A 21,764-nucleotide genomic window follows, 5' to 3' on the forward strand; every position below is an offset into this window, starting at 1 on the left:
ACCTCAGAAAAAGGGGTGGCAAAGGATTTTGAGAGGGCCTCAAATCCCTTCGCCGGCGTTATCCGGATCAGGTTCGACGGGTATTTTCTCAGCCCATACGCTTTATCTTCGGGTTGCTTCTGCGCTAACCGCGCGTTGAGGCAACTTGAATGAGATTGCGTATGTTTATTAGCACCCCGTTGAGAACGGCAGTTAGTGTAATGATTTTGTTTGCCAACGGAAAGCATTACGGCTCCGGCGGCGCGAACCACGCGGACTTAAAGTCAAACCAGCCGAGCGTGTTCATGCGTACGCCGCGCATGCTGCGCTGCCCCTGGATCATCAGCCAGTGGTGGATCAGCGGCACCACGGTTTGATTGGCCAACAGCTGCTGACTCCAGGTGGCCGGGTTCAGCTCGCCCGCGCGCCAGCGAGCGGCGTCATGTTCCCAGTCGATGGGGATACAGTTGCGAATCAGCGGAACTTCATACAGCCAGGCAAACAGGGAGAAATCGATCGGCAGCGTAAAGTTGGCGCTGTTGAGCCAAACGTCGCTGACCACCTCCCCGCGGTGCCACTCCTGATACTCCAGCTCCTGGATCTCCAGCTTAACCTGATGCTCGGCCAGCAGCGTTGCCATGATCCCGCCCATCACGCGATGCTCGACGTGATCCTGGTAGTAGGTCAGCCTGACTGTCTCAAGGCCGGCAGGCTTCTCGCAGGCGTGGCTGCGCGCATGATGCCAGCGGGGCAGCAGGCCATACGCCGGGAACCAGTTGCCCTGATAGTGCTCGCCGGCGTGATAGAGCAGGTTAGCGGGCTGGAACACATAGCTTAGCCACTGGCGTACCGCGCTGTTACCGCCCAGCGGGCTGCGGGCGTCGAACAGCAGGTAATAACACCCCTCTTCCAGGCGGCTTTCCACCGCTTTTTCGCTTTGCGTGGTGCCCTGTAACGTCAACCCGCCGTTGGGTTCTTCGCTGATTTCCGGCAGGACCCAGACGTTCACTTCATCGATCAGCGCCCGGTAGCCGAAATAGTCATCGAAGGCGTGAATTTTGAGCTGATTCTGGTTATTACGCACAACCGAGTAGGGCCCGGTCCCCACGGGGATACTGGAGAAATTCTCCATCGTTCGCCACTCATGCGGAAGGATCATGGCCGGGACCTGGCTTAACAACCACGGCAGCCAGCGGTCGGGCTGGCGGAGATGAATGTCGAGGGTCCATGCGGTGGGAGAGTCGATGCGCTCAATATGAGAGAACAGCGGCAGGGCGTTGCTGCGCTGCAGAGAGGTGATGACATCTTCCATCTCCAGCTCTCGTCCATGATGAAAATGAATCCCCGGACGCAGAAAAAAGCGCCAGTGGGTGGGGGCGATCTGCTGCCAATGGTGAGCAATATCGGCCTCCAGTTCCCCATTTTCCTCATTTACCCGCGTCAGGGCGCTAAAAATCTGCCGGGCAATATGCGTTTCCGAGCGGCGCAGCGCGCTGCCGGGCAGCAGATTTTTCATCGGCCGATAGTAGAGCACGCGCAGGATATGCCGGCCCTGACGAAAGCTGCGGCCTAAATGGGAAACCAGCATTTGCCGGACGGCGGCTTTATCGCCAACCAGCTGCACCAGCTGATCGATTCTGTCCTGATCCAGCAGATCTTCCGCCCTCTGCTGCTGCAGGGCGAGACCGGTATAGAGAAAAGAGAGGCGGGAGCGCTTGCCGCGCCCGGCCTCCGCCTCCCAGGTCAGCCAGCCGCGCGCTTCCATCATGTTGAGTAGGGTACGCATATGGCGGCGCGAGCAGCTTAGCATCTCTGCCAGCGCATTCAGCGTGGTCTCCTGCGACTTGCCATCGCAGCACTGCCACAGGCGGATGAACTGCTGTTGTAAACGACCGGAAGACATAAAAGGGGAACTCCTGATAAAAACTCAGCAATTTATTACTTCCTATATTAAGTCAATAATCAACGTCGATGAAGCGAGGAGGTGAATATGATGGGGTCAACCATGAAACAGTTCTACCAACGCTACTTTTCTGCGACGCAGGATGCGTCCTGGCTGGCCCGCCTGATGGCAGGAAGACAGCAGAAAATGCTCGGCGAACTGATGCAGTGGGGAGTTACGTCGCAGACCTCTGATCATTGACTTGCAGACATCATGTGTGACTGAGTATTGGTGTTATACTCGTCGTCTTTCAAGCTGCAGGTGCGTTGGCTGCGCCCGCTCGCCCAGGCCACATAGTTATCTATGTTTCCAGGGACTTACGTTCTGGCCGCCTGCCCGCAACTCGAAATCCATAGAGTATAGAATCACCCGCCAGCAGAATACTTCTGCTGGCTTTTTTCGTTTTCTTCGCGTGCTTAAGGATATTTCATGCTGTGGTTAATGACGATGGGGCGTCGTCTAAACGGCGTTTACGCCGCTTTTATGCTTGTCGCTTTCATGATGGGGATCGCCGGCGCGCTGCAGGCGCCGACGCTCAGCTTATTCCTCAGCCGCGAAGTGGGCGCGCAGCCGTTCTGGGTAGGACTGTTCTATACGGTTAACGCCATTGCCGGCATTCTGGTCAGCCTGGCGCTGGCTAAACGCTCCGACAGCCGGGGCGATCGCCGGCGGCTGATTATGTTTTGCTGCCTGATGGCGGTGGGAAACGCGCTGCTGTTCGCTTTTAATCGCCACTATCTGACGCTGATTACCTGCGGGGTTATGCTGGCCTCGGTGGCGAATGCCGCGATGCCGCAGCTTTTTGCCCTCGCGCGGGAATATGCCGATAGCTCGGCGCGCGAAGTGGTGATGTTCAGTTCGATAATGCGTGCGCAGCTTTCGCTGGCGTGGGTTATTGGTCCACCGCTGGCTTTTATGCTGGCGCTGAATTATGGCTTCACCACCATGTTTTCGATTGCCGCCGGGATCTTTGTTATAAGCCTGGCGCTGATCGCCGTCAAACTGCCCTCGGTCGCCCGCATTGAGCAGCCTTCGGAAGGCGCTGACGTGCTGGAGCAGGCCGGAGGATGGCACGATAAAAACGTGCGGATGCTGTTCATCGCCTCCACGCTGATGTGGACCTGCAATACCATGTATATCATTGATATGCCTCTGTGGATCAGCAGCGATCTTGGCCTGCCGGACAGCCTCGCGGGGATTTTGATGGGCACCGCTGCCGGGCTGGAGATCCCGGCGATGATACTGGCGGGCTACTACGTTAAGCGCTGGGGCAAACGCAAGATGATGGTGACAGCGGTTGCGGCGGGCGTGCTGTTTTATATCGGTCTGATTCTGTTCCACGACCGCGTGGCGCTGCTGGTGCTACAGCTGTTTAATGCCGTATTTATCGGGATTGTTGCCGGGATTGGCATGCTGTGGTTTCAGGATCTGATGCCCGGACGGGCGGGCGCCGCGACGACGCTGTTTACCAACAGTATTTCCACCGGGGTGATTCTGGCGGGGGTGATTCAGGGCGCGCTGTCGCAAAGCTATGGTCACGCCAGCGTCTACTGGACGATTGCCGCAATTTCGCTGGTGACGCTGTTTATGACCAGCAGGGTGAAAGATATCTGAATCGCCACCCCTGTCCCGGCAGGATGCCGGGACAGGGGCTGGACAGGTTATTTCAACACGATCCTTTTAATATCGCCGATAATAAAAACATACGCGATAACGCCAACCAGCGCGGTTAAACCGATATAAATCAGCGCGTAGAAAAAATTACCGGTCATGGATATGATAACCCCAATAATTAATGGGGTAATAATTGATGCCATATTAGCACAGAAGTTGAAGATGCCGCCGGTCAATCCACTCATATTCTTAGGGGCAATGTCAGAAATAAGCGTCCAGCCGAGGCCAACCATACCCTGACCAAAAAATGCAATCGACATAATAATAATGACTGCGGTGTTGCTATCGACCCAGTTAGCAATGATGATGCAGCTCGACAGTAGCAGTCCGGAAATAATTGGCAGCTTTCTGCTAATATTTACTGAGTTGGTTTTCTTTATTATTTTATCGGATACCCAACCGCCGAAAAAGATACCGATAGCCGCGGCCAGGAACGGCCAGGAGGCGAAGAAACCCACGTGAAGCCAGGGGAGGTGACGTTCGTTAGCCAGATAAGTCGGGAACCATGTCAGGAAGAAAACCAGCGTGGTGTTACCGGCAAATTGACCAAGGCTGGCGCCGATGATTTGCCGGCAGCACAGCAGACGTTTCGCATCATGCCAGTTGAAAGGGATATTTTCATTGACGGATGTCGTATTTTCTACGCCGATATACTCCAGCTCTTCTTTATTTGCCGTTTTTGATTCATGTGGCTCGTGATAAAACTTCCACCATACAAAAGTAAACGCAATACCCAACCCACCGGTCAGGAAAAATAGCGTTCTCCAGCCATGATGCTCCAGAATTAAAAAAAGGAGCGGAGAGAATGCGGCCAGGCCAATATATTCACCGACGGTGTAAGTCGCCGTTGCCCGGGCGCGTTCATGCTGCGGAAACCATTTACTGACGACACGGCTATTAACCGGGAAACAGGGGGCTTCGCTGATGCCTAAGCCTAAACGCAGCAGCAGCAGCGATTTTAGGCCGACAGAAAAGCTTTGCAGTAAGGTAAAGGTTGACCAGAAAAAAATAGAAAGCGCGTAGGTCAGCTTATTGCCGAAGCGATCGAGAAACATCCCGCCGGGAATTTGCGCCAGAGCGTAGGTCCAGGCGAAAGCGGAAAAAACGATCCCCATCATGGCCGGGTCAATATCTATTTCGCTCGTTAACTTGGGCGCAACAACACCTAAAATAGTCCGATCGAGATAATTTATCATCGTCCCTATCGATAGTAACATTAAAATTACAATTCGCGTTTTAGTTCGCTTTTGCGTGGCCGACGGCAAAATCGGCCGTTCCTGAGCATCGATCGTCCTCATAGTGATTTCCTTTAAAGTTTAAAATATTTTTGCATGAATTTATGCAGGCAAAAATATTCTATTTGACGTTGACACTATCGATGATAAGTCACGCTTTGTTACGGCTTCTGTGACATGGCATAACAATATTTGATATGACCCCGATATTTCTCCTTTTCGGCTCATCATCGATAGCCTGTATGGTATATTAGGGGCATGAGTTTTATTCTTATATTATACGAGCAAAAATAATGAACCTAAAGCAACTTTATTATTTTAAGCGGCTGGCAGAAACCGAGCACTACACTGAAGCCGCCTCCAGTCTTTTTATCACTCAACCCTCGCTAAGCCACGCCATATCTGAACTGGAGAAAGAGCTTGGCGTGGCGCTATTTGCCAGGAAAGGGCGTAATGTCAAAATTACGCAGAATGGTAAGCGCTTTCTGCCCTACGTCGAAGATGCCCTGGCCTCATTAGAGAATGGCCGCATGACGTTGCAAAAAAATAGCGACGAGAACAAGGAGAATATTCGCATTGCGTTTATTTACACCATGGGCGAATATGTTGTTCCGCAGTTAATTAATAAATATTCCCTTTCACCATCTCGTCACAATGTGACATTTTCTTTTACTCAGGGAACGTCGTTAACGCTTCTGCAGGAACTGAAGGCCGGGAAAAGCGATCTGGCGATTTGTTCCTATATTGCGGATGAGCCTGATATCGACTTTATTCCTATTATTCAGCAGGAGCTGGTCGTGGTAACGGCAAAAGATCACCCTCTGGCCAGGCTCTATGAAAATGAAGTCGACCTGGTGGAGACTATCCACTATCCCTATATCTATTTTTCAGAAAATAGCGGGTTACGCCCCTTTATTGATAACGTGTTTATGCAGCAAAAGCTGGTGCCGGATATTGCCTGCTACGTTGATGAGGATACGGCGATGGCGGGGCTGGTCAGTATTGATTACGGTATTGCGATTATGCCGCGAATTTCCGCGCTCTCGTATTACAACGTGCATATCCTGACGATTAAAAATGCGATTCCTCCACGTTATATCTATCTGGCAACGATGAAAGAGCGGGTACTTTCTCCGGCGATTCAGTCATTTAAAGATGTCATTATTAATGACAGCCAAAAAATCCGCTAGCAACATCGCCCGGAGGGTGACCCCCGGGCGAAGTTTTATCAGGAAAGAATATCCATCAGTTCACGCAGTTGGGTAATGGCGATTTGCCCTGGCGCAGAAGCCTGGCCGACGGTACCGAAGGTCATTGCTGAACCGAACAAACGGCCGGTTACCCGGCTCACGCCACCGGATTTACCCATCGACATGGTGATTAACGGCCGAGTCGCGTACTTCTCTTTCATCGTCAGGGTTGCCGAGAGCAGGGTCAGGACATCCTGCGGCGACTGCGGCATAACCGCGATCTTCGGCAGGTCAGCGCCAAGATCCTGCATGCGGCGCAGGCGGTAGATGATATCTTCCTGAGCCGGCGTTTTATGGAAATCGTGATTGCTCATGATAACTTTGACGCCCGCAGCGTGGGCATCGCTCACCAGCGAGCGAATTTGCGCTTCGTCGTTGAACAGCTCGATATCAATCACGTCGGTCAGACCGCTAACGGCCGCCTGGCGATTCAGCTCAAAATAGGCTTCGTCGCTGATTTCCGTTTCGCCACCCTCTTTTTTACTGCGGAAGGTGAACAGCAGCGGGATCTCTTTCAGCAGCTGGCGAATCTCGCCCAGCGCCAGCAGTACCAGCTCCGTTTCTCTGACCTGGGTGAAGTGATCGACGCGCCACTCGATAATATCGGCTCCGGCGGTAGCCAGCGCGCGCGCGTTAGTCTGCAGCTCGGCGAGCGTTTTGCCGATCAGCGGTACGCAGATTAAGGTTTCCCCTTCCTGGAAGGTGATGTTTTTTACTGTTACTGCTTGAGTCATGTTGGTATCCATTATTCTTTTTGTCATTGACCATCAGGCGGTTGCTGCAACCCGGGATGTTTTTGCAGCGGCGCGAACCTGAAGCTGACGATAACCGATGTACAGGGCGATCACAAAGCCGACGATCGCGATCAGAAGATCGAACCACATAATGCTGGCGATACCCATCTTCGACAGTTTTGCCGTGATCAGCGGGATCGTAAAGCTGGCCAGACTTCCTGCGGTATAAAAGATCCCGGTGGCTTTGCCTTTTCCGTTCGGGAAGCTCATGGCCATAATGGTCGCGCCTATCTGCAGCACGCCGCCGGCGGCGGCAAAGCCGATGATAAAGGCGAAGCCGGTCACTATCATTGGCGTAGGGAACAGGCAAACGATCAGCAGTGACATCATCGACAGGAAAGTGTAAACGATCATGGCGACGGCCGAGCTAAATACCTCTTTGACAAAGGCCGCGGTGACGAACACGCACGTCAGGGAACCGGCAGTATAGACGCTCAGGAGTTTAATGGCCGACTCGTGCGGGATGCCGGCAACGAACTCTCCGTACTGCGCTAACCACTGGCTGACCAGATAAAAAGTCGCCATACCGATATAGCCGTACAGGGTAAAGATGGCCATATCCAGCTTGCCGGCGTTCGCCTGCGGGGCAACGGCGGCGGCCGACGATATTTCTGCGGTTTCCTTTTTCGCCCGATGGTCCGGGAAAGGCATTTTTATCAGGTAGATAGCACTAATAATCATCAATACAGCGGCGATGATAAACGACCATCCGTACCACATATTCGCCCAAATCAGCGCACCGATAATGAACGGCAGCAGGAACTGCCCGGCAGAGACAAAGGCTTTAATCAGCACATTCGCCCGGCTGGCGGAGTTAGGGAAGGCTTCCATCAGCGCCGGGTAGGTCCCGGAGTCGAGGAAGCTGTTCGCCAGGCCCGCCATAATGCCGAAGAAGTAGGCCATATAAATGTTTTTCGTCAGTAAAATACCGAGGAAGAACACCAGATAGCTGGCGATGCCGAGATAGATAAAAGGTTTACGGCCAAAACGGTCGGACAGGAATCCTGTGACGATCGTGGCGAGCTTACCGATCCCGAGCGACGAAATGACGATGGAGACGCCGGCAGCGTCGGTTCCCCACTGTTCCTGCAGATTCGCCATATTGAGGGTGATTAACAAAACCCCCATGCCGTGGATCAGGTAGTTAAGATAGAGCCCAGCCGCCGTTGGGACATATGGATTTTTCATCGCGCCCATCCTTAGAACAGGATACTTTTGATGTGTTCAACCGGCATTTCTTTGCCCGTCCAGATTTCAAAAGCGCGCGCGCCTTGCCAGAGCATCATCCCCAGACCGTTGATGGTGCGGCAGCCTTTTTTCTCGGCCACTTCCAGCAGATAAGTTTTGCGCGGGTTATAGACCACGTCAGAAACGATCAGATCCGGGCGCAGGAAGCTGTCATCAGGCAGCAGCATCTGGCCTTCAAACGGTTTCATACCCACGCCGGTGGCGTTGGTCAGAATGACGCTGCTGTCGATTTCCGCGCGCAGTTTGTCATGATCGTCCAGATCGAACAGGTGGATCTCGCAGTTGGTGTTATTACGGATTTTGGCGACGGTCTGTTCTGCATTGGCGAAGAACTTATCTTTGCGGTTAAAGATGGAGATCGCTTTGACGCCATCGAGCGCGGCCTGAACGCAGAGCGCGGTTGCCGCGCCGCCAGCGCCCAGAACGGTCATTTTTTTGCCGATGATATCAATGCCCTCTTCTTTGAGCGCGCGCATATAGCCGGTGCCATCGGTAATGTGGCCGGTCAGTACGCCATTGTCGTTCACCACGGTATTCACCGCGCCAACCAGTTCTGCCGCCGGCGAGAGCTTGTCCAGATACTGGCAAATCTCCGTTTTGTTCGGCATGGAGACGTTACAGCCGCGCAGTTTTAACGCGCGAAAGCCCTGTACCACGTCTTTCAGCTCTTCGTTACCGACTTCGAAGGCCAGGTAAACGTAGTCCAGCCCCAGATGAGCAAAAGCTTCGTTATGCATGGTTGGCGACATGCTGTGGCGAATCGGAGTCGCAATCAGGCCAATAAGCTCGGTGTGTCCGGTAATACGTTCTGCCATGATAAAATCCTCAATATGTTAGAAATGGAATTTTTGTCGATTCGCGGTTGCCGAGAGCCCCCATATCTTCGAGGGTGTCCAGCACGTTGCGCCCTTCGCGCACGCCATCAATGATTCGCCGGGCCATCAGGCTGTCGCCGATGTTCATTATTTTTACGTTATTGGCTCTGGCCCATTGTTCAATCTCAGTGAGACCGGCGGTGTTGGCGCGCATTCCCAGGCAGACGAAGCCGTAATCGAAAGGAATGTCGAAGGTGCCATCCGCGTTTTTAACGGTGAAATGCGTCGGGGTGACGGCAACCAGCTGCGTGCGCATGTGCTGTTCCACGTGATGTTCATCCAGCATGGTCAACATGGCGTTTTTGGTAATGATGTCCAGATCGCGACCCGGCGCGTCCTGCATCTCGATAAGCACGGCGCTGGCACCGCGCGCGGAGAAGTACTCGATGACGTCCAGACCCACGGCGCCTGCGCCGACGACGGCGATGCGTTTACCTGTAGCATCGGCAAACTGGTCCAGATGATGAATCATGTTGGTAATGGAGAAGACGTTCCCGCCTTCGACATCGATGTTCTCGCGCAGTCCTTCAATGGGCGGCAGCAGGGGCACTGAACCGGTGGCGTTGACGATTAAATCCGGGCGAAGAGCGGAAACGGACGCCACTGTGGCGCGTCTGCCGACCTGCAGCATCAGGTTATCGAGCGAGGCGATACGGTTTTTCATAAACTGCGGAAAATCAGCGATACGCTTTTTCTCCGGCAGCAGGGAGATCTCGCTGGCCAGTCCGCCGATGCTGTGCTTCTCTTCCAGCAGCCAGGTATGGCAGCCGACTTCAGCCGCGGTGCAGGCCGCTTCCATTCCCGCCGTACCCGCGCCGATGACCACGACGTTGGTATCGCGGATCACGCGCTGCTGCTTATACGCGTCGCCGTGGATGATATCCGGGTTGATCGAGCAGCGAAGAGGGCGGGAGCGGGCGATGCGGTGATCCGCGCAGCCAATGTTGCAGGAGATGCATTTCCGCATCAAACGTTCGTTGCCGCTTTGAACTTTTTGCACCCACTCCGGCTCGGCGATCAGGCCGCGGCCAATGGCAATCAGGTCGGCATCGCCGCTGGCGATAATATCTTCGGCGACTTTCGGGGTACGGATGTTGCCGGCAATCACCGTGGGCTTGTGGAATTTGTCGCGTACCGCGCGCGAGAGGTAGCGCTTCCAGCCATCTTCCAGAGACATCTGGTCAATCTGGAAATTGAGGTTGTCGTTTTGCGCGGCGGAGACGTTGATAATATCCACTTTTTCCTGACACAGTTCGAGGATCCGCAAGGAGTCTTCGAGCGTATTTCCACCTTTCAGAAAGTCATCGGCGCTAATACGCAGGCTGACCGGAAAACGCGGGCCTACGCAGGCCCGTACCTTATCGACGATTAGGGTTAATATTCTGGCGCGATTCTCTACGCTGCCGCCAAATTCATCGGTGCGCTTATTAAACAGCGGTGATAAAAACTGGCTAATTAAATAAGAGTGGCCGGCGTGAATTTCCACGCAGTCGAATCCAGCGCGGCGAACGCGCTCCGCCGCGTCACCAAATTTATCGACGGCATGATATATCTCATCGTGCGTCATCGGGCGGGGAATATTCCCGTTCTTTTTGGACGGCGTGCTGGAAGAAGACAGCGGCATTTCGCCGTTCAGGCGATACGCATAGGCCGACGCGCCGGCGTGGTTTAATTGAATACTGACGCAGGCGCCGTGTTTATGTAAGGTTTCGGTTAATTTGAACAGGCGCGGAATATATTGATCGTTATCGATACGCAGCTGCGTAGTGCCGTTAGAGGCGAAAGGAAAATCGATGCAAATATTCTCGATAGTGATGAGTCCTGTGCCGCCCCGCGCGCGTAGCTCATAGTAGTCAATCTGCTCCTGCGTGACTTCCCCGTTCAGGCTCGCCAGGTTAGTGCCCATTGGCGGCATGATGATGCGGTTTTTTATTGTCATTCCGTTAATGGTCAACGGGGAAAAAAGATGGGGATAGTGGCTCATATGCTCTCTCCACTGGATGCCTGATAGCCTTTTACGGCGATTCTGGCCTGTCCAAAGTTAATATTTCTCTGTGGGGAAAGATAACGAGGCGTTTAATAGAAAAATAATGCTTTTTTTTGCGCGGAGCTATAGCGTGATTCTATGGGATTAACAATTTATTTACACATTAGTGTTTTTACCTTAAATATTTCAATCGATTTTTTACTTGTACTTGTGGAATGACACAAAAAGAGTAGGGGAATGATTGAATAGATGCCCAATTGATAATGATTTATTTTTATCGCGGCGAAAATGTCGCCCCGTTATAGCGACGAATATTGATATATGTGCGCCAGATCTCATTTTTACCGGCGAAAAAAAAGCCCAGATCGCGGTCCGGGCTGAGATATACATGGCGGCTGCCTTAATTCATAAAGGCCGGCTGTTTTTTCTCATAGGCTGAGATCGCCTCTTCATGCTGCAAAGTCAGGCCGATGCTGTCCAGACCGTTCAGCATGCAGTGGCGGCGGAAAGCGTCAATTTTAAAGCTGTAAGATTTATCGCCTGCTTTAACCACTTCGGCTTCCAGATCGACTTCAAACTTAATGCCCGGCTGAGAGTGGACCAGCTTAAACAGCTCATCGACCTGCGCTTCGCTCAGGGTGACCGGCAGCAGCTGATTGTTAAAGCTGTTGCCGTAGAAGATATCGGCGAAGCTCGGCGCGATGACGACTTTAAAACCGTAATCGGTCAGCGCCCACGGCGCGTGCTCGCGCGAAGAGCCGCAGCCGAAGTTTTCCCGCGCCAGCAGGATAGAGGCGCCTTTATATTCCGGGAAGTTCAGCACGAATTCCGGGTTAGGCTGTTCGCCTTTGTCGTCCAGGAAGCGCCAGTCGTTAAACAGATGGGCGCCAAAACCGGTACGCGTGACTTTCTGCAGGAACTGCTTTGGAATGATTGCATCGGTATCGACGTTCGCGGCGTCCAGCGGAACCACCAGGCCGGTATGTTGGGTAAATTTCTCTGCCATGATGGTTTCCTTATTTCAAGCTACGGATATCGGCGAAATGACCGGTAACGGCCGCCGCGGCTGCCATGGCCGGGCTGACCAGGTGAGTGCGCCCGCCGCGGCCCTGACGGCCTTCAAAGTTACGGTTGCTGGTGGAGGCGCAGCGCTCGCCCGGGTTCAGGCGGTCGTTGTTCATCGCCAGGCACATGGAGCAGCCGGGTAAACGCCACTCAAAACCGGCTTCAATAAAGATTTTATCCAGGCCTTCGGCTTCGGCCTGCGCTTTTACCGGACCAGAGCCTGGCACGACCAGCGCCTGAACGCCCGGCGCGACTTTGCGGCCTTTCGCGATTTCGGCCGCCGCGCGTAAGTCTTCGATACGCGAGTTGGTGCAGGAGCCGATAAAGACTTTATCAATCGCCACGTCGGTTAACGGTACGCCAGATTTCAGGCCCATATAGGCCAGCGCTTTTTCCGCGCTCGCGCGCTCTACCGGGTCGGTGAATGATGCCGGGTCCGGGATGATATCGGTGACGGAGATGACCTGGCCTGGGTTGGTGCCCCAGGTGACCTGCGGGGCAATCTCTTCCGCCTGCAGGGTGACAACGCTGTCAAATGTCGCGCCATCATCGGTGGTCAGGGTTTTCCAGTAAGCGACGGCTTCGTCAAAATCCTTGCCTTTCGGCGCGTGCAGGCGGCCTTTCACGTAATCAAATGTGGTCTGGTCAGGCGCGACCAGGCCTGCTTTCGCGCCCATTTCGATAGCCATATTGCACAGGGTCATGCGGCCTTCCATGCTTAAATCGCGAATGGCTTCGCCGCAAAATTCAACAACGTGCCCGGTACCGCCGGCGCTGCCGGTTTTACCGATGATCGCCAGAACGATGTCTTTGGCGGTGATGCCCGGAGCCGCTTTACCTTTGACTTCGATCTTCATGGTTTTAGCGCGACCCTGCTTCAGCGTCTGCGTAGCCAGGACGTGTTCGACTTCAGAGGTGCCGATACCGAAGGCCAGCGCGCCGAATGCACCATGGGTTGCCGTGTGTGAGTCGCCGCAGACGATGGTCATACCCGGCAGGGTGACGCCCTGTTCCGGCCCCATCACGTGGACGATGCCCTGGAAAGGGTGGTTCAGATCGTACAGTTCCACGCCGAACTCTTTGCAGTTTTTAATTAACTCCTGCATCTGGATACGCGCCATTTCGCCGGACGCGTTAATGTCTTTCGTCTGCGTCGAAACGTTGTGATCCATCGTGGCGAAAGTTTTGCCCGGCTGACGTACCGGGCGTTTGTGGGCGCGCAGACCGTCAAACGCCTGCGGCGAGGTCACTTCGTGAACCAGATGACGGTCAATGTACAGCAGCGGGGTTTCGTTTTGCGCTTCATAAACCACGTGAGCATCAAACAACTTTTCGTATAACGTCTTCGCCATGATTACACCCCTTCAGCGACATAGCGGGCAATGATATCGCCCATTTCATCGGTACTGACCGCCGTCGCGCCGCGCGCTAAATCGCCGGTGCGTACGCCTTCTTCTAATGCGCGGTTGATCGCATTTTCAATCGCGGTTGCCGCGTTATCGGCATCCAGGCTATAGCGCAGCAGCAGCGCCAGGGAGAGGATCTGCGCGATGGGGTTAGCGATGTTTTTACCGGCGATATCCGGCGCGGAGCCGCCTGCGGGTTCATATAAACCAAAGCCTTGCTCGTTGAGGCTGGCGGACGGCAGCATGCCCATTGAACCGGTAATCATGGCGCATTCGTCAGACAGGATGTCGCCGAAAAGATTGGAGCACAGCAGGACGTCAAACTGGGACGGATCTTTGATCAGTTGCATGGTGGCGTTGTCGATATACATATGCGACAGCTCAACGTCAGGATACTGCTTACTGACTTCACTAACGATTTCACGCCACAAAATAGAAGACTGCAGCACGTTCGCTTTATCAATCGAGGTCACTTTGTGGCGACGCTTGCGGGCGGACTCGAACGCAATATGGGCGATACGCTCAATCTCAAAGCGATGATACACCTCGGTATCGAACGCTTTCTCATGCTGGCCGCTGCCTTCACGGCCTTTCGGCTGGCCGAAGTAAATGCCGCCGGTCAGTTCGCGGACGCATAAAATGTCGAAGCCGTTAGCGGCGATATCGGCGCGCAGCGGGCAAAACTCTTCCAGGCCCTGGTACAGCTTAGCCGGGCGCAGGTTGCTGAATAATTTGAAATGCTTACGCAGGGGCAGCAGCGCGCCGCGCTCCGGCTGCTCCGCGGGCGGCAGGTGCTCCCATTTCGGTCCGCCAACGGAGCCAAACAGGATCGCGTCGGCCTGTTCGCAGCCTTCGACGGTAGTCTGCGGCAGGGGAGTGCCCTGACGATCGATGGCGACACCGCCGACGTCGTGCTGGCTGGTGGTAATGCGCATATCAAAACGGTGGCGAACGGCTTCCAGTACTTTCATCGCCTGGTTCATGACTTCCGGGCCAATACCATCACCTGGTAAAACAGCAATATGGTAATTCTTCGACATTACACGGTTTCCTTATTGTTCTCTTTATTCTGAGCTTTGCGTTGCAATTCTTTTTCGACTTCAGCGGCGCGCCAGATATTGTTCAGGACGTGAACCATGGCTTTCGCGGAAGATTCCACGATATCCGTCGCCAGACCCACGCCGTGGAAGCGGCGGCCGTTGTAGTTCGCCACGATGTCCACCTGGCCCAGCGCATCCTTACCCTGACCCTTGGCGTTGAGGTCATATTTGACCAGCTCAATCTCATAGCCGGTGATGCGGTTAATGGCCTGATAAATGGCGTCCACCGGGCCGTTACCGTTGGCGGCCTCAGCTTTTGTTTCATCACCGCATGCCAGCTTCACGGAGGCGGTTGCGATATCGCTGGAGCCGGACTGCACGCTGAAGTAATCCAGGCGGAAATGCTCCGGTTCTTCCTGCTGTTTATTAATGAAGGCTAATGCTTCCAGGTCATAGTCAAATACCTGGCCCTTTTTATCCGCCAGCTTGAGGAACGCGTCATACAGATGGTCCATGTTGTAGTCGGTGTCTTTATAGCCCATCTCTTCCATACGGTGTTTCACCGCCGCGCGGCCGGAGCGTGAGGTCAGGTTCAGCTGCACCTGGTTCAGGCCGATAGATTCCGGCGTCATGATTTCGTAGTTTTCGCGATTCTTCAGCACGCCGTCCTGGTGAATACCGGAAGAGTGGGCAAAGGCGCCGGTTCCGACGATAGCTTTGTTGGCAGGGATCGGCATATTGCAAATCTGGCTGACGGTCTGGCTGGTACGCCATATTTCCTGGTGATTAATGCGGGTGTGCACATTCATAATGTCTTTGCGCACTTTAATCGCCATGATCACTTCTTCCAGCGAGCAGTTGCCGGCGCGTTCGCCGATACCGTTCATCGCGCCTTCAACCTGGCGAGCGCCGGCGTGGACCGCTGCGAGGGCGTTACCGACCGCGATGCCTAAGTCGTCATGGGTATGGACGGAGATAATGGCCTTGTCGATGTTAGGCACGCGTTCGTACAAACCGGTGATGATGTTGGCGAATTCGAACGGCATGGTGTAGCCGACGGTATCCGGAATATTGATGGTTGTTGCGCCTGCATTAATCGCGGCTTCAACGACGCGAGCCAGATCGGCAATCGGCGTACGGCCAGCGTCTTCACAGGAAAACTCGACATCGTCAGTGTAGTTGCGTGCGCGCTTCACCATATAGATGGCACGTTCAATAACCTCATCCAGGTTACTGCGCAGCTTGGTGGCGATATGCATCGGCGAGGTGGCGATAAAAGTGTGAATACGGAACGCTTCCGCCACTTTTAATGATTCTGCTGCAACATCGATATCTTTTTCTACGCAGCGGGCCAGGGCGCAAACGCGGCTGTTTTTGATCGTGCGCGCGATGGTTTGCACGGATTCAAAGTCGCCTGGAGACGAGACTGGGAAGCCCACTTCCATGACGTCAACGCCCATCCGCTCCAGGGCCATAGCAATCTGCAGTTTCTCTTTCACACTCAGGCTGGCTTGTAACGCTTGTTCACCGTCGCGTAAGGTCGTATCGAAAATAATGACTTGCTGGCTCATGGTTTAGATCCTTGGTCTGTGTCCTGGCGCCTTGCTTACGAGCATAAAAAAACCCGCGCATTGGCGCGGGTTTTATAGTCTTGCTGGAAGATGACTTAACGATGAACGTCGCCCAACAGCCTACCGCGCAAAATGGATGCGTTTAGTAGTAGTAGGCTGAGAAAGCGAATGCTGCGAATCATTGCGTCATGCTCCAGATGAAATCGTTATGTATTTAGAGTTACTGGATATGGGGTTTGATGTCAACCCTTGGGTGAAGAAAAGGTCTTTTTACCCGCGAGAAGAATTAGCTAATTGTGCTGACGATCGCGCTTTTTTGCCGATGATCCTTTTTAGGACATCAGCGCATGTTGAGATATTTTCACTATTTGATAATTTTGATTTTCGCTGAGAGCCGCAAGGATAGCGCGCCTGGCCAGAATCATATCTTAATGAAATAGCTGAATTTATTTGTTTGCTGAATGTGTCCATGTTTGTAAGGGGGAATTATCAATGATAATAAAATGTGAATGTTAAGGGCAGCTTAAACCGATATTGTAATAGTGCTTAAATTATAGTTAACCGCTGCTGTTATTGTTTATTTTTGATATTTATGGGTACACTTGGTTTTATCAAGTAAACAATATGGTTAGGGGGTTGCGAGTACGTTCAACCGCAGAATTTTCGTCGCCACTCATAACCTTAATATATTCCTAAAATTCATCTTTGCCCTTTTGTAAATGTCATATGCATGGTAAATGATATTTTCAGAATTAATTACTGCACTTTGGCAAAGGGAATTTAGCGTGACAGTGGAGTTAAATATGTTAAAAGAAAATACTGAATATAAGCCGGACTCAGAGGTGGAAAACGCAAAACCTCAGCTGAGAATGGTCGACCTGAATCTGTTAACCGTATTTGATGCGGTAATGCAGGAACAAAATATCACCCGTGCGGCACATTCCCTGGGGATGTCGCAGCCGGCGGTCAGCAATGCCGTATCAAGACTGAAAGTGATGTTTAATGATGAGCTGTTTGTTCGTTATGGGCGCGGCATCCAGCCAACGGCGCGTGCTTATCAGCTATTTGGTTCTGTACGACAGGCATTACAATTAGTGCAGAACGAGTTGCCGGGCTCGGGCTTCGAGCCGCTCAGCAGCGAGCGGGTCTTTAATTTATGCGTTTGCAGCCCGCTGGATAATGCATTGACTTCGGTTATTTTCAATAAAGTTGGCGAGATTGCGCCCAACATTCATTTGGTCTTTAAATCGGCATTGAATCAAAACACGGAACATCAATTACGTTATCAGGAAATTGAATTCGTTATTGGTTATGAAGAGTTTCGTCGCCCTGAGTTTGCCTGCGTGCCTTTATTTAAAGATGAAATGGTGCTGGTGGCGAGCCGGAAACATCCGCGTATTTCTGGCCCAATGATGGAAAATGATATTTATCAGGAGGAGCACGCGGTTGTCGCGCTCGATCGCTACGCTTCATTTAGCCAGCCGTGGTATGACACCGCGGATAAACAATCGCGTATTGCTTATCAAGGTAACGCGATGGTCAGCGTATTAAATGTGGTTTCCCAGACCAATATGGTTGCTATCGCACCGCGCTGGTTAGCCAGCGAGTTTGCCGATAAGCTGGATTTGCAAATATTACCGTTGCCGCTGAAAGTGAATAGCCGTACCTGCTATCTTTCATGGCATGAAGCGGCGGGCCGTGATAAAGGGCATCAGTGGATGGAAGAATTGCTGGTCAATATCTGCCAGCGCTAAACGGTCGCGATACAAACGGGGGCTTCGGCTCCTGCTTTGTGTGACAAAAATCACTAAACGTAGAATTTTATTCTGTTTGCGCTTGTCCGCCCCCGGCGCTGCCCGTTAAAAAATGGATGATTTGCTGTAGTTGGTTATTTTCCCCGAGCATTGACTATCATATTTTCTTATCTCCGAAGTTTTTCACCGTGTTTTAGCTGCGAACCTTTCTTTTATCCTTTTAATGCCTCTTAGGTGCCGACGGTCGCCAATTGCCTGCCCGTTAGCGAGCAGTTATGGTAACGGCATGCAGTCTATTCACCTCAGGACGAAGCTTTTGCGCTTCGTCTTGTGCGAGCGCGCGGAAATCGGATTCCGCTGTCGTTAAAAACTATAAGCCGGGAGGCAAACCATGGAGATGTTGTCAGGAGCCGAAATGGTCGTCCAGTCGCTGGTCGATCAGGGCGTCAAGCAGGTGTTCGGTTATCCCGGGGGCGCGGTCCTCGATATCTATGATGCGTTACATACCCTTGGCGGAATCGATCACGTACTGGTCCGCCATGAGCAAGCTGCCGTGCATATGGCGGATGGCCTTGCGCGCGCAACGGGCGAGGTCGGGGTAGTCCTGGTGACCTCGGGTCCGGGGGCGACTAACGCGATTACCGGCATTGCGACGGCTTATATGGATTCCATTCCGCTGGTGATTCTTTCCGGTCAGGTCGCGACGTCCTTAATTGGCTACGATGCTTTCCAGGAGTGCGACATGGTGGGGATCTCCCGACCGGTGGTAAAACACAGCTTTCTGGTTAAGCAAACCGAAGATATTCCCGGCGTGCTGAAAAAAGCGTTCTGGCTGGCGGCCAGCGGGCGTCCCGGCCCGGTCGTCGTGGATCTACCGAAAGATATTCTCAATCCGGCGAAAAAACTGCCGTACGCCTGGCCAGATACGGTCAGCATGCGCTCTTATAATCCGACGACGTCGGGTCATAAAGGGCAGATTAAACGTGCGCTGCAGACGCTGGTGGCGGCCAAAAAACCGGTGGTTTACGTCGGTGGCGGGGCAATAAACGCGCAGTGTGAACCGCAGCTATTTGCGCTGGTTGAGAAACTGAAGCTGCCGGTGGCGTCTTCGCTGATGGGGCTGGGCGCCTTCCCTGCCTCGCATCAGCAGGCGTTAGGGATGCTGGGCATGCATGGGACCTATGAAGCCAATATGACCATGCACCATTCCGACGTGATTTTCGCCGTTGGCGTGCGCTTCGACGATCGTACAACGAATAATCTGGCCAGGTACTGTCCGAACGCGACGGTGCTGCATATTGATATCGATCCCACTTCGATATCCAAGACCGTTCCTGCCGACGTGCCTATCGTTGGCGACGCCCGCCTGGTACTGGAACAGATGCTGGAACTGCTCGACCATGAAGAGACTCAGCAGCCGCTGGATGAAATCCGCGACTGGTGGCAGCAGATTGAGCAGTGGCGCGCGCGTCATTGCCTGCAGTACGACACGCAAAGCGGCAAGATTAAACCGCAGGCGGTAATTGAGACCATCTGGCGGCTGACGCACGGCGATGCGTACGTGACGTCCGATGTGGGTCAGCATCAGATGTTCGCGGCGCTTTATTATCCTTTCGACAAACCGCGGCGCTGGATCAACTCAGGTGGTCTGGGAACGATGGGATTTGGCCTTCCCGCCGCGCTGGGCGTGAAGATGGCGCTGCCGGAAGAAACGGTGATTTGCGTGACCGGCGATGGCAGCATCCAGATGAATATTCAGGAGCTCTCCACCGCGCTGCAGTACGAGCTGCCGGTGCTGGTGCTGAACCTCAATAACCGCTACCTCGGGATGGTGAAGCAGTGGCAGGATATGCTTTACTCTGGCCGTCATTCACAATCCTATATGGAGTCATTGCCTGATTTTGCTCGCGTCGCGGAAGCCTACGGCCACGTGGGGATTCGTATCAGCGACCCGCAGGAGCTGGAAGCGAAGCTCGCTGAGGCGCTGGAGCAGGTGCGTAATAATCGACTGGTTTTCGTTGATGTAACGGTTGACGGCAGTGAGCATGTATACCCCATGCAGATTCGCGGCGGCGGTATGGACGAGATGTGGCTGAGCAAAACGGAGAGGACCTGATTATGCGCCGGATATTATCAGTATTACTGGAGAACGAATCGGGCGCGCTATCCCGCGTGATCGGCCTCTTTTCACAGCGCGGTTATAATATTGAAAGCCTGACGGTTGCGCCGACGGACGATCCGACGTTATCCAGAATGACGATTCAAACCGTTGGCGATGAGAAAGCGATTGAGCAGATAGAAAAGCAGCTGCACAAGCTGGTAGACGTGCTGCGCGTTAACGAGCTCGGACAAGGCGCGCACGTTGAGCGTGAAATTATGCTGGTGAAGGTCCAGGCCAGCGGCTATGGACGCGATGAGGTCAAGCGCAATACGGAAATCTTCCGTGGGCAAATTATCGACGTCACGCCGTCTATCTATACCGTTCAGCTGGCGGGAACCAGCGATAAGCTGGATGCGTTTTTGGCTTCGCTGCGCGACGTGGCGCGAATTGTTGAAGTCGCCCGCTCGGGCGTAGTCGGATTGTCGCGCGGCGACAAAATCATGCGCTGAGCCGCTTAAACCGACGTAAAAATAGCCCGACACAGCCTGTCGGGCTATTTTTTTGCGAAATCGGTGGGAACTGTGGACTAAAGCGGTTGCTGCGCTTACTTTTCTGCGCTTAGATGTTATAAAAACGAATCCATACCTGAAGAATGGTTATGTTCTGTACTTATTACCCAAGGGGCAATTGTGAAACTGGATGAAATCGCCCGGCTGGCCGGTGTCTCGCGAACGACCGCTAGCTATGTGATTAATGGGAAAGCGAAGCAGTATCGCGTTAGCGATAAAACTGTTGAAAAGGTGATGGCGGTGGTTCGTGAGCACAACTATCATCCGAATGCGGTTGCTGCAGGCTTGCGTGCAGGACGTACGCGGTCCATTGGTCTGGTTATCCCGGACCTGGAAAACACCAGCTATACGCGCATCGCTAATTACCTGGAGCGTCAGGCGCGCCAGCGCGGCTATCAGCTATTGATCGCCTGCTCCGAGGATCAGCCGGATAACGAAATGCGCTGCATTGAGCATCTGCTGCAGCGTCAGGTCGACGCGATAATCGTTTCCACCTCATTACCGCCTGAACATCCGTTCTATCAGCGCTGGGCTAACGATCCGTTCCCGATTGTCGCGCTCGACCGCGCGCTCGATCGAGAGCACTTCACCAGCGTGGTGGGCGCCGATCAGGACGATGCTGAAATGCTCGGTGCGGAATTGCGTAAGTTTCCGGCTGAAACGGTGCTGTACCTTGGCGCGCTGCCGGAGCTTTCGGTGAGCTTCCTGCGCGAGCAGGGATTCCGTACGGCATGGAAGGACGATCCGCGAGAGGTGCATTTCCTCTATGCAAACAGCTACGAGCGCGAAGCCGCGGCGCAGCTCTTTGAAAAGTGGCTGGAAACGCATCCAATGCCTCAGGCGCTGTTTACGACTTCGTTTCCGCTGCTGCAGGGCGTGATGGACGTCACGCTGCGCCGGGAAGGGAAGCTGCCTTCCGAGCTGGCTATTGCCACTTTTGGCGATAATGAGCTGCTGGATTTCCTCCAGTGTCCCGTTTTAGCCGTGGCCCAGCGCCACCGCGACGTGGCGGAGCGCGTGCTGGAGATCGTGCTCGCCAGCCTTGATGAACCGCGTAAGCCGAAACCAGGGTTAAGCCGTATCCGGCGCAATCTTTATCGTCGCGGCAGCCTGAATCGCCGCTAAGCGCGTGACCAGGATTATTCGTAGAGCATTCGCCAGACGGAGACGCGTCTGGCGATAATCCGCTGAGATGACGTAAAAATTGCAGGGTTAAGGATCTTTCAGACAAATCCTTAATCTTCCTGACATCTCTTTTAATTTTATTCTTCGTG

At 53.5% G+C, this 21,764-nt stretch carries 18 protein-coding genes and 1 riboswitch; of the genes, 7 read left to right on the forward strand and 11 right to left on the reverse strand.

Going from position 1 to position 21,764, the window contains the following annotated elements:
- Positions 1-26: 26 nt before the first annotated feature.
- Positions 27-189: riboswitch (TPP riboswitch) on the reverse strand.
- Positions 190-226: 37 nt separating this feature from the next.
- Complete coding sequence (gene sgrR / locus MKleb_RS04410; RefSeq protein ID WP_025106480.1) at positions 227-1,882, reverse strand: HTH-type transcriptional regulator SgrR; 1,656 nt, start codon at positions 1,880-1,882, stop codon at positions 227-229.
- 87 nt (positions 1,883-1,969) lie between these two features.
- Between sgrR and sgrT the strand changes: the two genes are divergently transcribed.
- Positions 1,970-2,122 carry a glucose uptake inhibitor SgrT gene (gene sgrT / locus MKleb_RS04415; protein WP_004098552.1) on the forward strand — a complete coding sequence of 51 codons (153 nt, stop codon included), beginning with the start codon at positions 1,970-1,972 and terminating at the stop codon, positions 2,120-2,122.
- Positions 2,123-2,350: 228 nt separating this feature from the next.
- Positions 2,351-3,535 carry a sugar efflux transporter gene (locus MKleb_RS04420; RefSeq protein WP_025106481.1) on the forward strand — a complete coding sequence of 395 codons (1,185 nt, stop codon included), beginning with the start codon at positions 2,351-2,353 and terminating at the stop codon, positions 3,533-3,535.
- Positions 3,536-3,582: 47 nt separating this feature from the next.
- Here the strand turns inward: MKleb_RS04420 and MKleb_RS04425 are convergent, their stop codons facing one another.
- Positions 3,583-4,893, reverse strand: a complete 1,311-nt coding sequence (locus tag MKleb_RS04425; protein WP_217076497.1) for an MFS transporter — start codon at positions 4,891-4,893, stop codon at positions 3,583-3,585.
- Between the two features lie 230 nt (positions 4,894-5,123).
- On the opposite strand from MKleb_RS04425, the gene MKleb_RS04430 reads away from it, so the two are divergent.
- Positions 5,124-6,020, forward strand: a complete 897-nt coding sequence (locus MKleb_RS04430) for a LysR family transcriptional regulator (RefSeq protein ID WP_014227908.1) — start codon at positions 5,124-5,126, stop codon at positions 6,018-6,020.
- A 38-nt stretch (positions 6,021-6,058) separates the two neighbouring features.
- Here the strand turns inward: MKleb_RS04430 and aroD are convergent, their stop codons facing one another.
- From aroD to leuL, 9 genes are all read right to left on the reverse strand, one after another.
- On the reverse strand, positions 6,059-6,814 hold the full coding sequence (gene aroD, locus MKleb_RS04435; RefSeq protein WP_025106483.1) for a type I 3-dehydroquinate dehydratase: 756 nt from the start codon (positions 6,812-6,814) through the stop codon (positions 6,059-6,061).
- 33 nt (positions 6,815-6,847) lie between these two features.
- A complete protein-coding gene (locus MKleb_RS04440; RefSeq protein ID WP_217076498.1) occupies positions 6,848-8,062 on the reverse strand; it encodes an MFS transporter in 1,215 nt (404 codons plus the stop codon).
- A gap of 11 nt (positions 8,063-8,073) precedes the next feature.
- Positions 8,074-8,937 carry a shikimate dehydrogenase gene (locus MKleb_RS04445; RefSeq protein ID WP_025106485.1) on the reverse strand — a complete coding sequence of 288 codons (864 nt, stop codon included), beginning with the start codon at positions 8,935-8,937 and terminating at the stop codon, positions 8,074-8,076.
- A gap of 10 nt (positions 8,938-8,947) precedes the next feature.
- Positions 8,948-10,981, reverse strand: a complete 2,034-nt coding sequence (locus MKleb_RS04450) for an oxidoreductase (protein WP_025106486.1) — start codon at positions 10,979-10,981, stop codon at positions 8,948-8,950.
- Positions 10,982-11,384: 403 nt separating this feature from the next.
- Positions 11,385-11,990, reverse strand: coding sequence for a 3-isopropylmalate dehydratase small subunit (gene leuD, locus MKleb_RS04455; protein ID WP_014227913.1), 606 nt, complete (start codon positions 11,988-11,990; stop codon positions 11,385-11,387).
- 10 nt (positions 11,991-12,000) lie between these two features.
- Positions 12,001-13,401 carry a 3-isopropylmalate dehydratase large subunit gene (gene leuC / locus MKleb_RS04460; RefSeq protein ID WP_025106487.1) on the reverse strand — a complete coding sequence of 467 codons (1,401 nt, stop codon included), beginning with the start codon at positions 13,399-13,401 and terminating at the stop codon, positions 12,001-12,003.
- Positions 13,402-13,403: 2 nt separating this feature from the next.
- A complete protein-coding gene (gene leuB / locus MKleb_RS04465; RefSeq protein WP_025106488.1) occupies positions 13,404-14,495 on the reverse strand; it encodes a 3-isopropylmalate dehydrogenase in 1,092 nt (363 codons plus the stop codon).
- Positions 14,495-16,066, reverse strand: a complete 1,572-nt coding sequence (gene leuA / locus MKleb_RS04470; protein WP_004098567.1) for a 2-isopropylmalate synthase — start codon at positions 16,064-16,066, stop codon at positions 14,495-14,497. Before leuA ends, leuB begins: the two co-directional genes overlap by 1 nt.
- A gap of 95 nt (positions 16,067-16,161) precedes the next feature.
- Positions 16,162-16,248 carry a leu operon leader peptide gene (leuL, locus tag MKleb_RS30280; RefSeq protein WP_009654551.1) on the reverse strand — a complete coding sequence of 29 codons (87 nt, stop codon included), beginning with the start codon at positions 16,246-16,248 and terminating at the stop codon, positions 16,162-16,164.
- A gap of 603 nt (positions 16,249-16,851) precedes the next feature.
- On the opposite strand from leuL, the gene leuO reads away from it, so the two are divergent.
- The 4 genes from leuO (at position 16,852) to cra (ending at position 21,615) form a co-directional block, all read left to right on the forward strand.
- Complete coding sequence (gene leuO / locus MKleb_RS04480) at positions 16,852-17,820, forward strand: transcriptional regulator LeuO (protein ID WP_086073947.1); 969 nt, start codon at positions 16,852-16,854, stop codon at positions 17,818-17,820.
- Between the two features lie 391 nt (positions 17,821-18,211).
- Positions 18,212-19,936 (forward strand): acetolactate synthase 3 large subunit, encoded by a 1,725-nt coding sequence (ilvI, locus tag MKleb_RS04485; RefSeq protein ID WP_025106489.1) that lies wholly within the window; start codon positions 18,212-18,214, stop codon positions 19,934-19,936.
- A gap of 2 nt (positions 19,937-19,938) precedes the next feature.
- The gene (gene ilvN / locus MKleb_RS04490) at positions 19,939-20,430 is read left to right on the forward strand and encodes an acetolactate synthase small subunit (RefSeq protein WP_004098573.1); all 492 of its coding nucleotides are present in this window, start codon (positions 19,939-19,941) and stop codon (positions 20,428-20,430) included.
- A gap of 180 nt (positions 20,431-20,610) precedes the next feature.
- Positions 20,611-21,615, forward strand: a complete 1,005-nt coding sequence (gene cra, locus MKleb_RS04495) for a catabolite repressor/activator (protein WP_004098577.1) — start codon at positions 20,611-20,613, stop codon at positions 21,613-21,615.
- Positions 21,616-21,764: the final 149 nt, after the last annotated feature.

The sequence above is a fragment of the Klebsiella sp. PL-2018 genome, from assembly GCF_019048985.1.
Classification (GTDB): Bacteria; Pseudomonadota; Gammaproteobacteria; order Enterobacterales; family Enterobacteriaceae; genus Klebsiella; species Klebsiella michiganensis.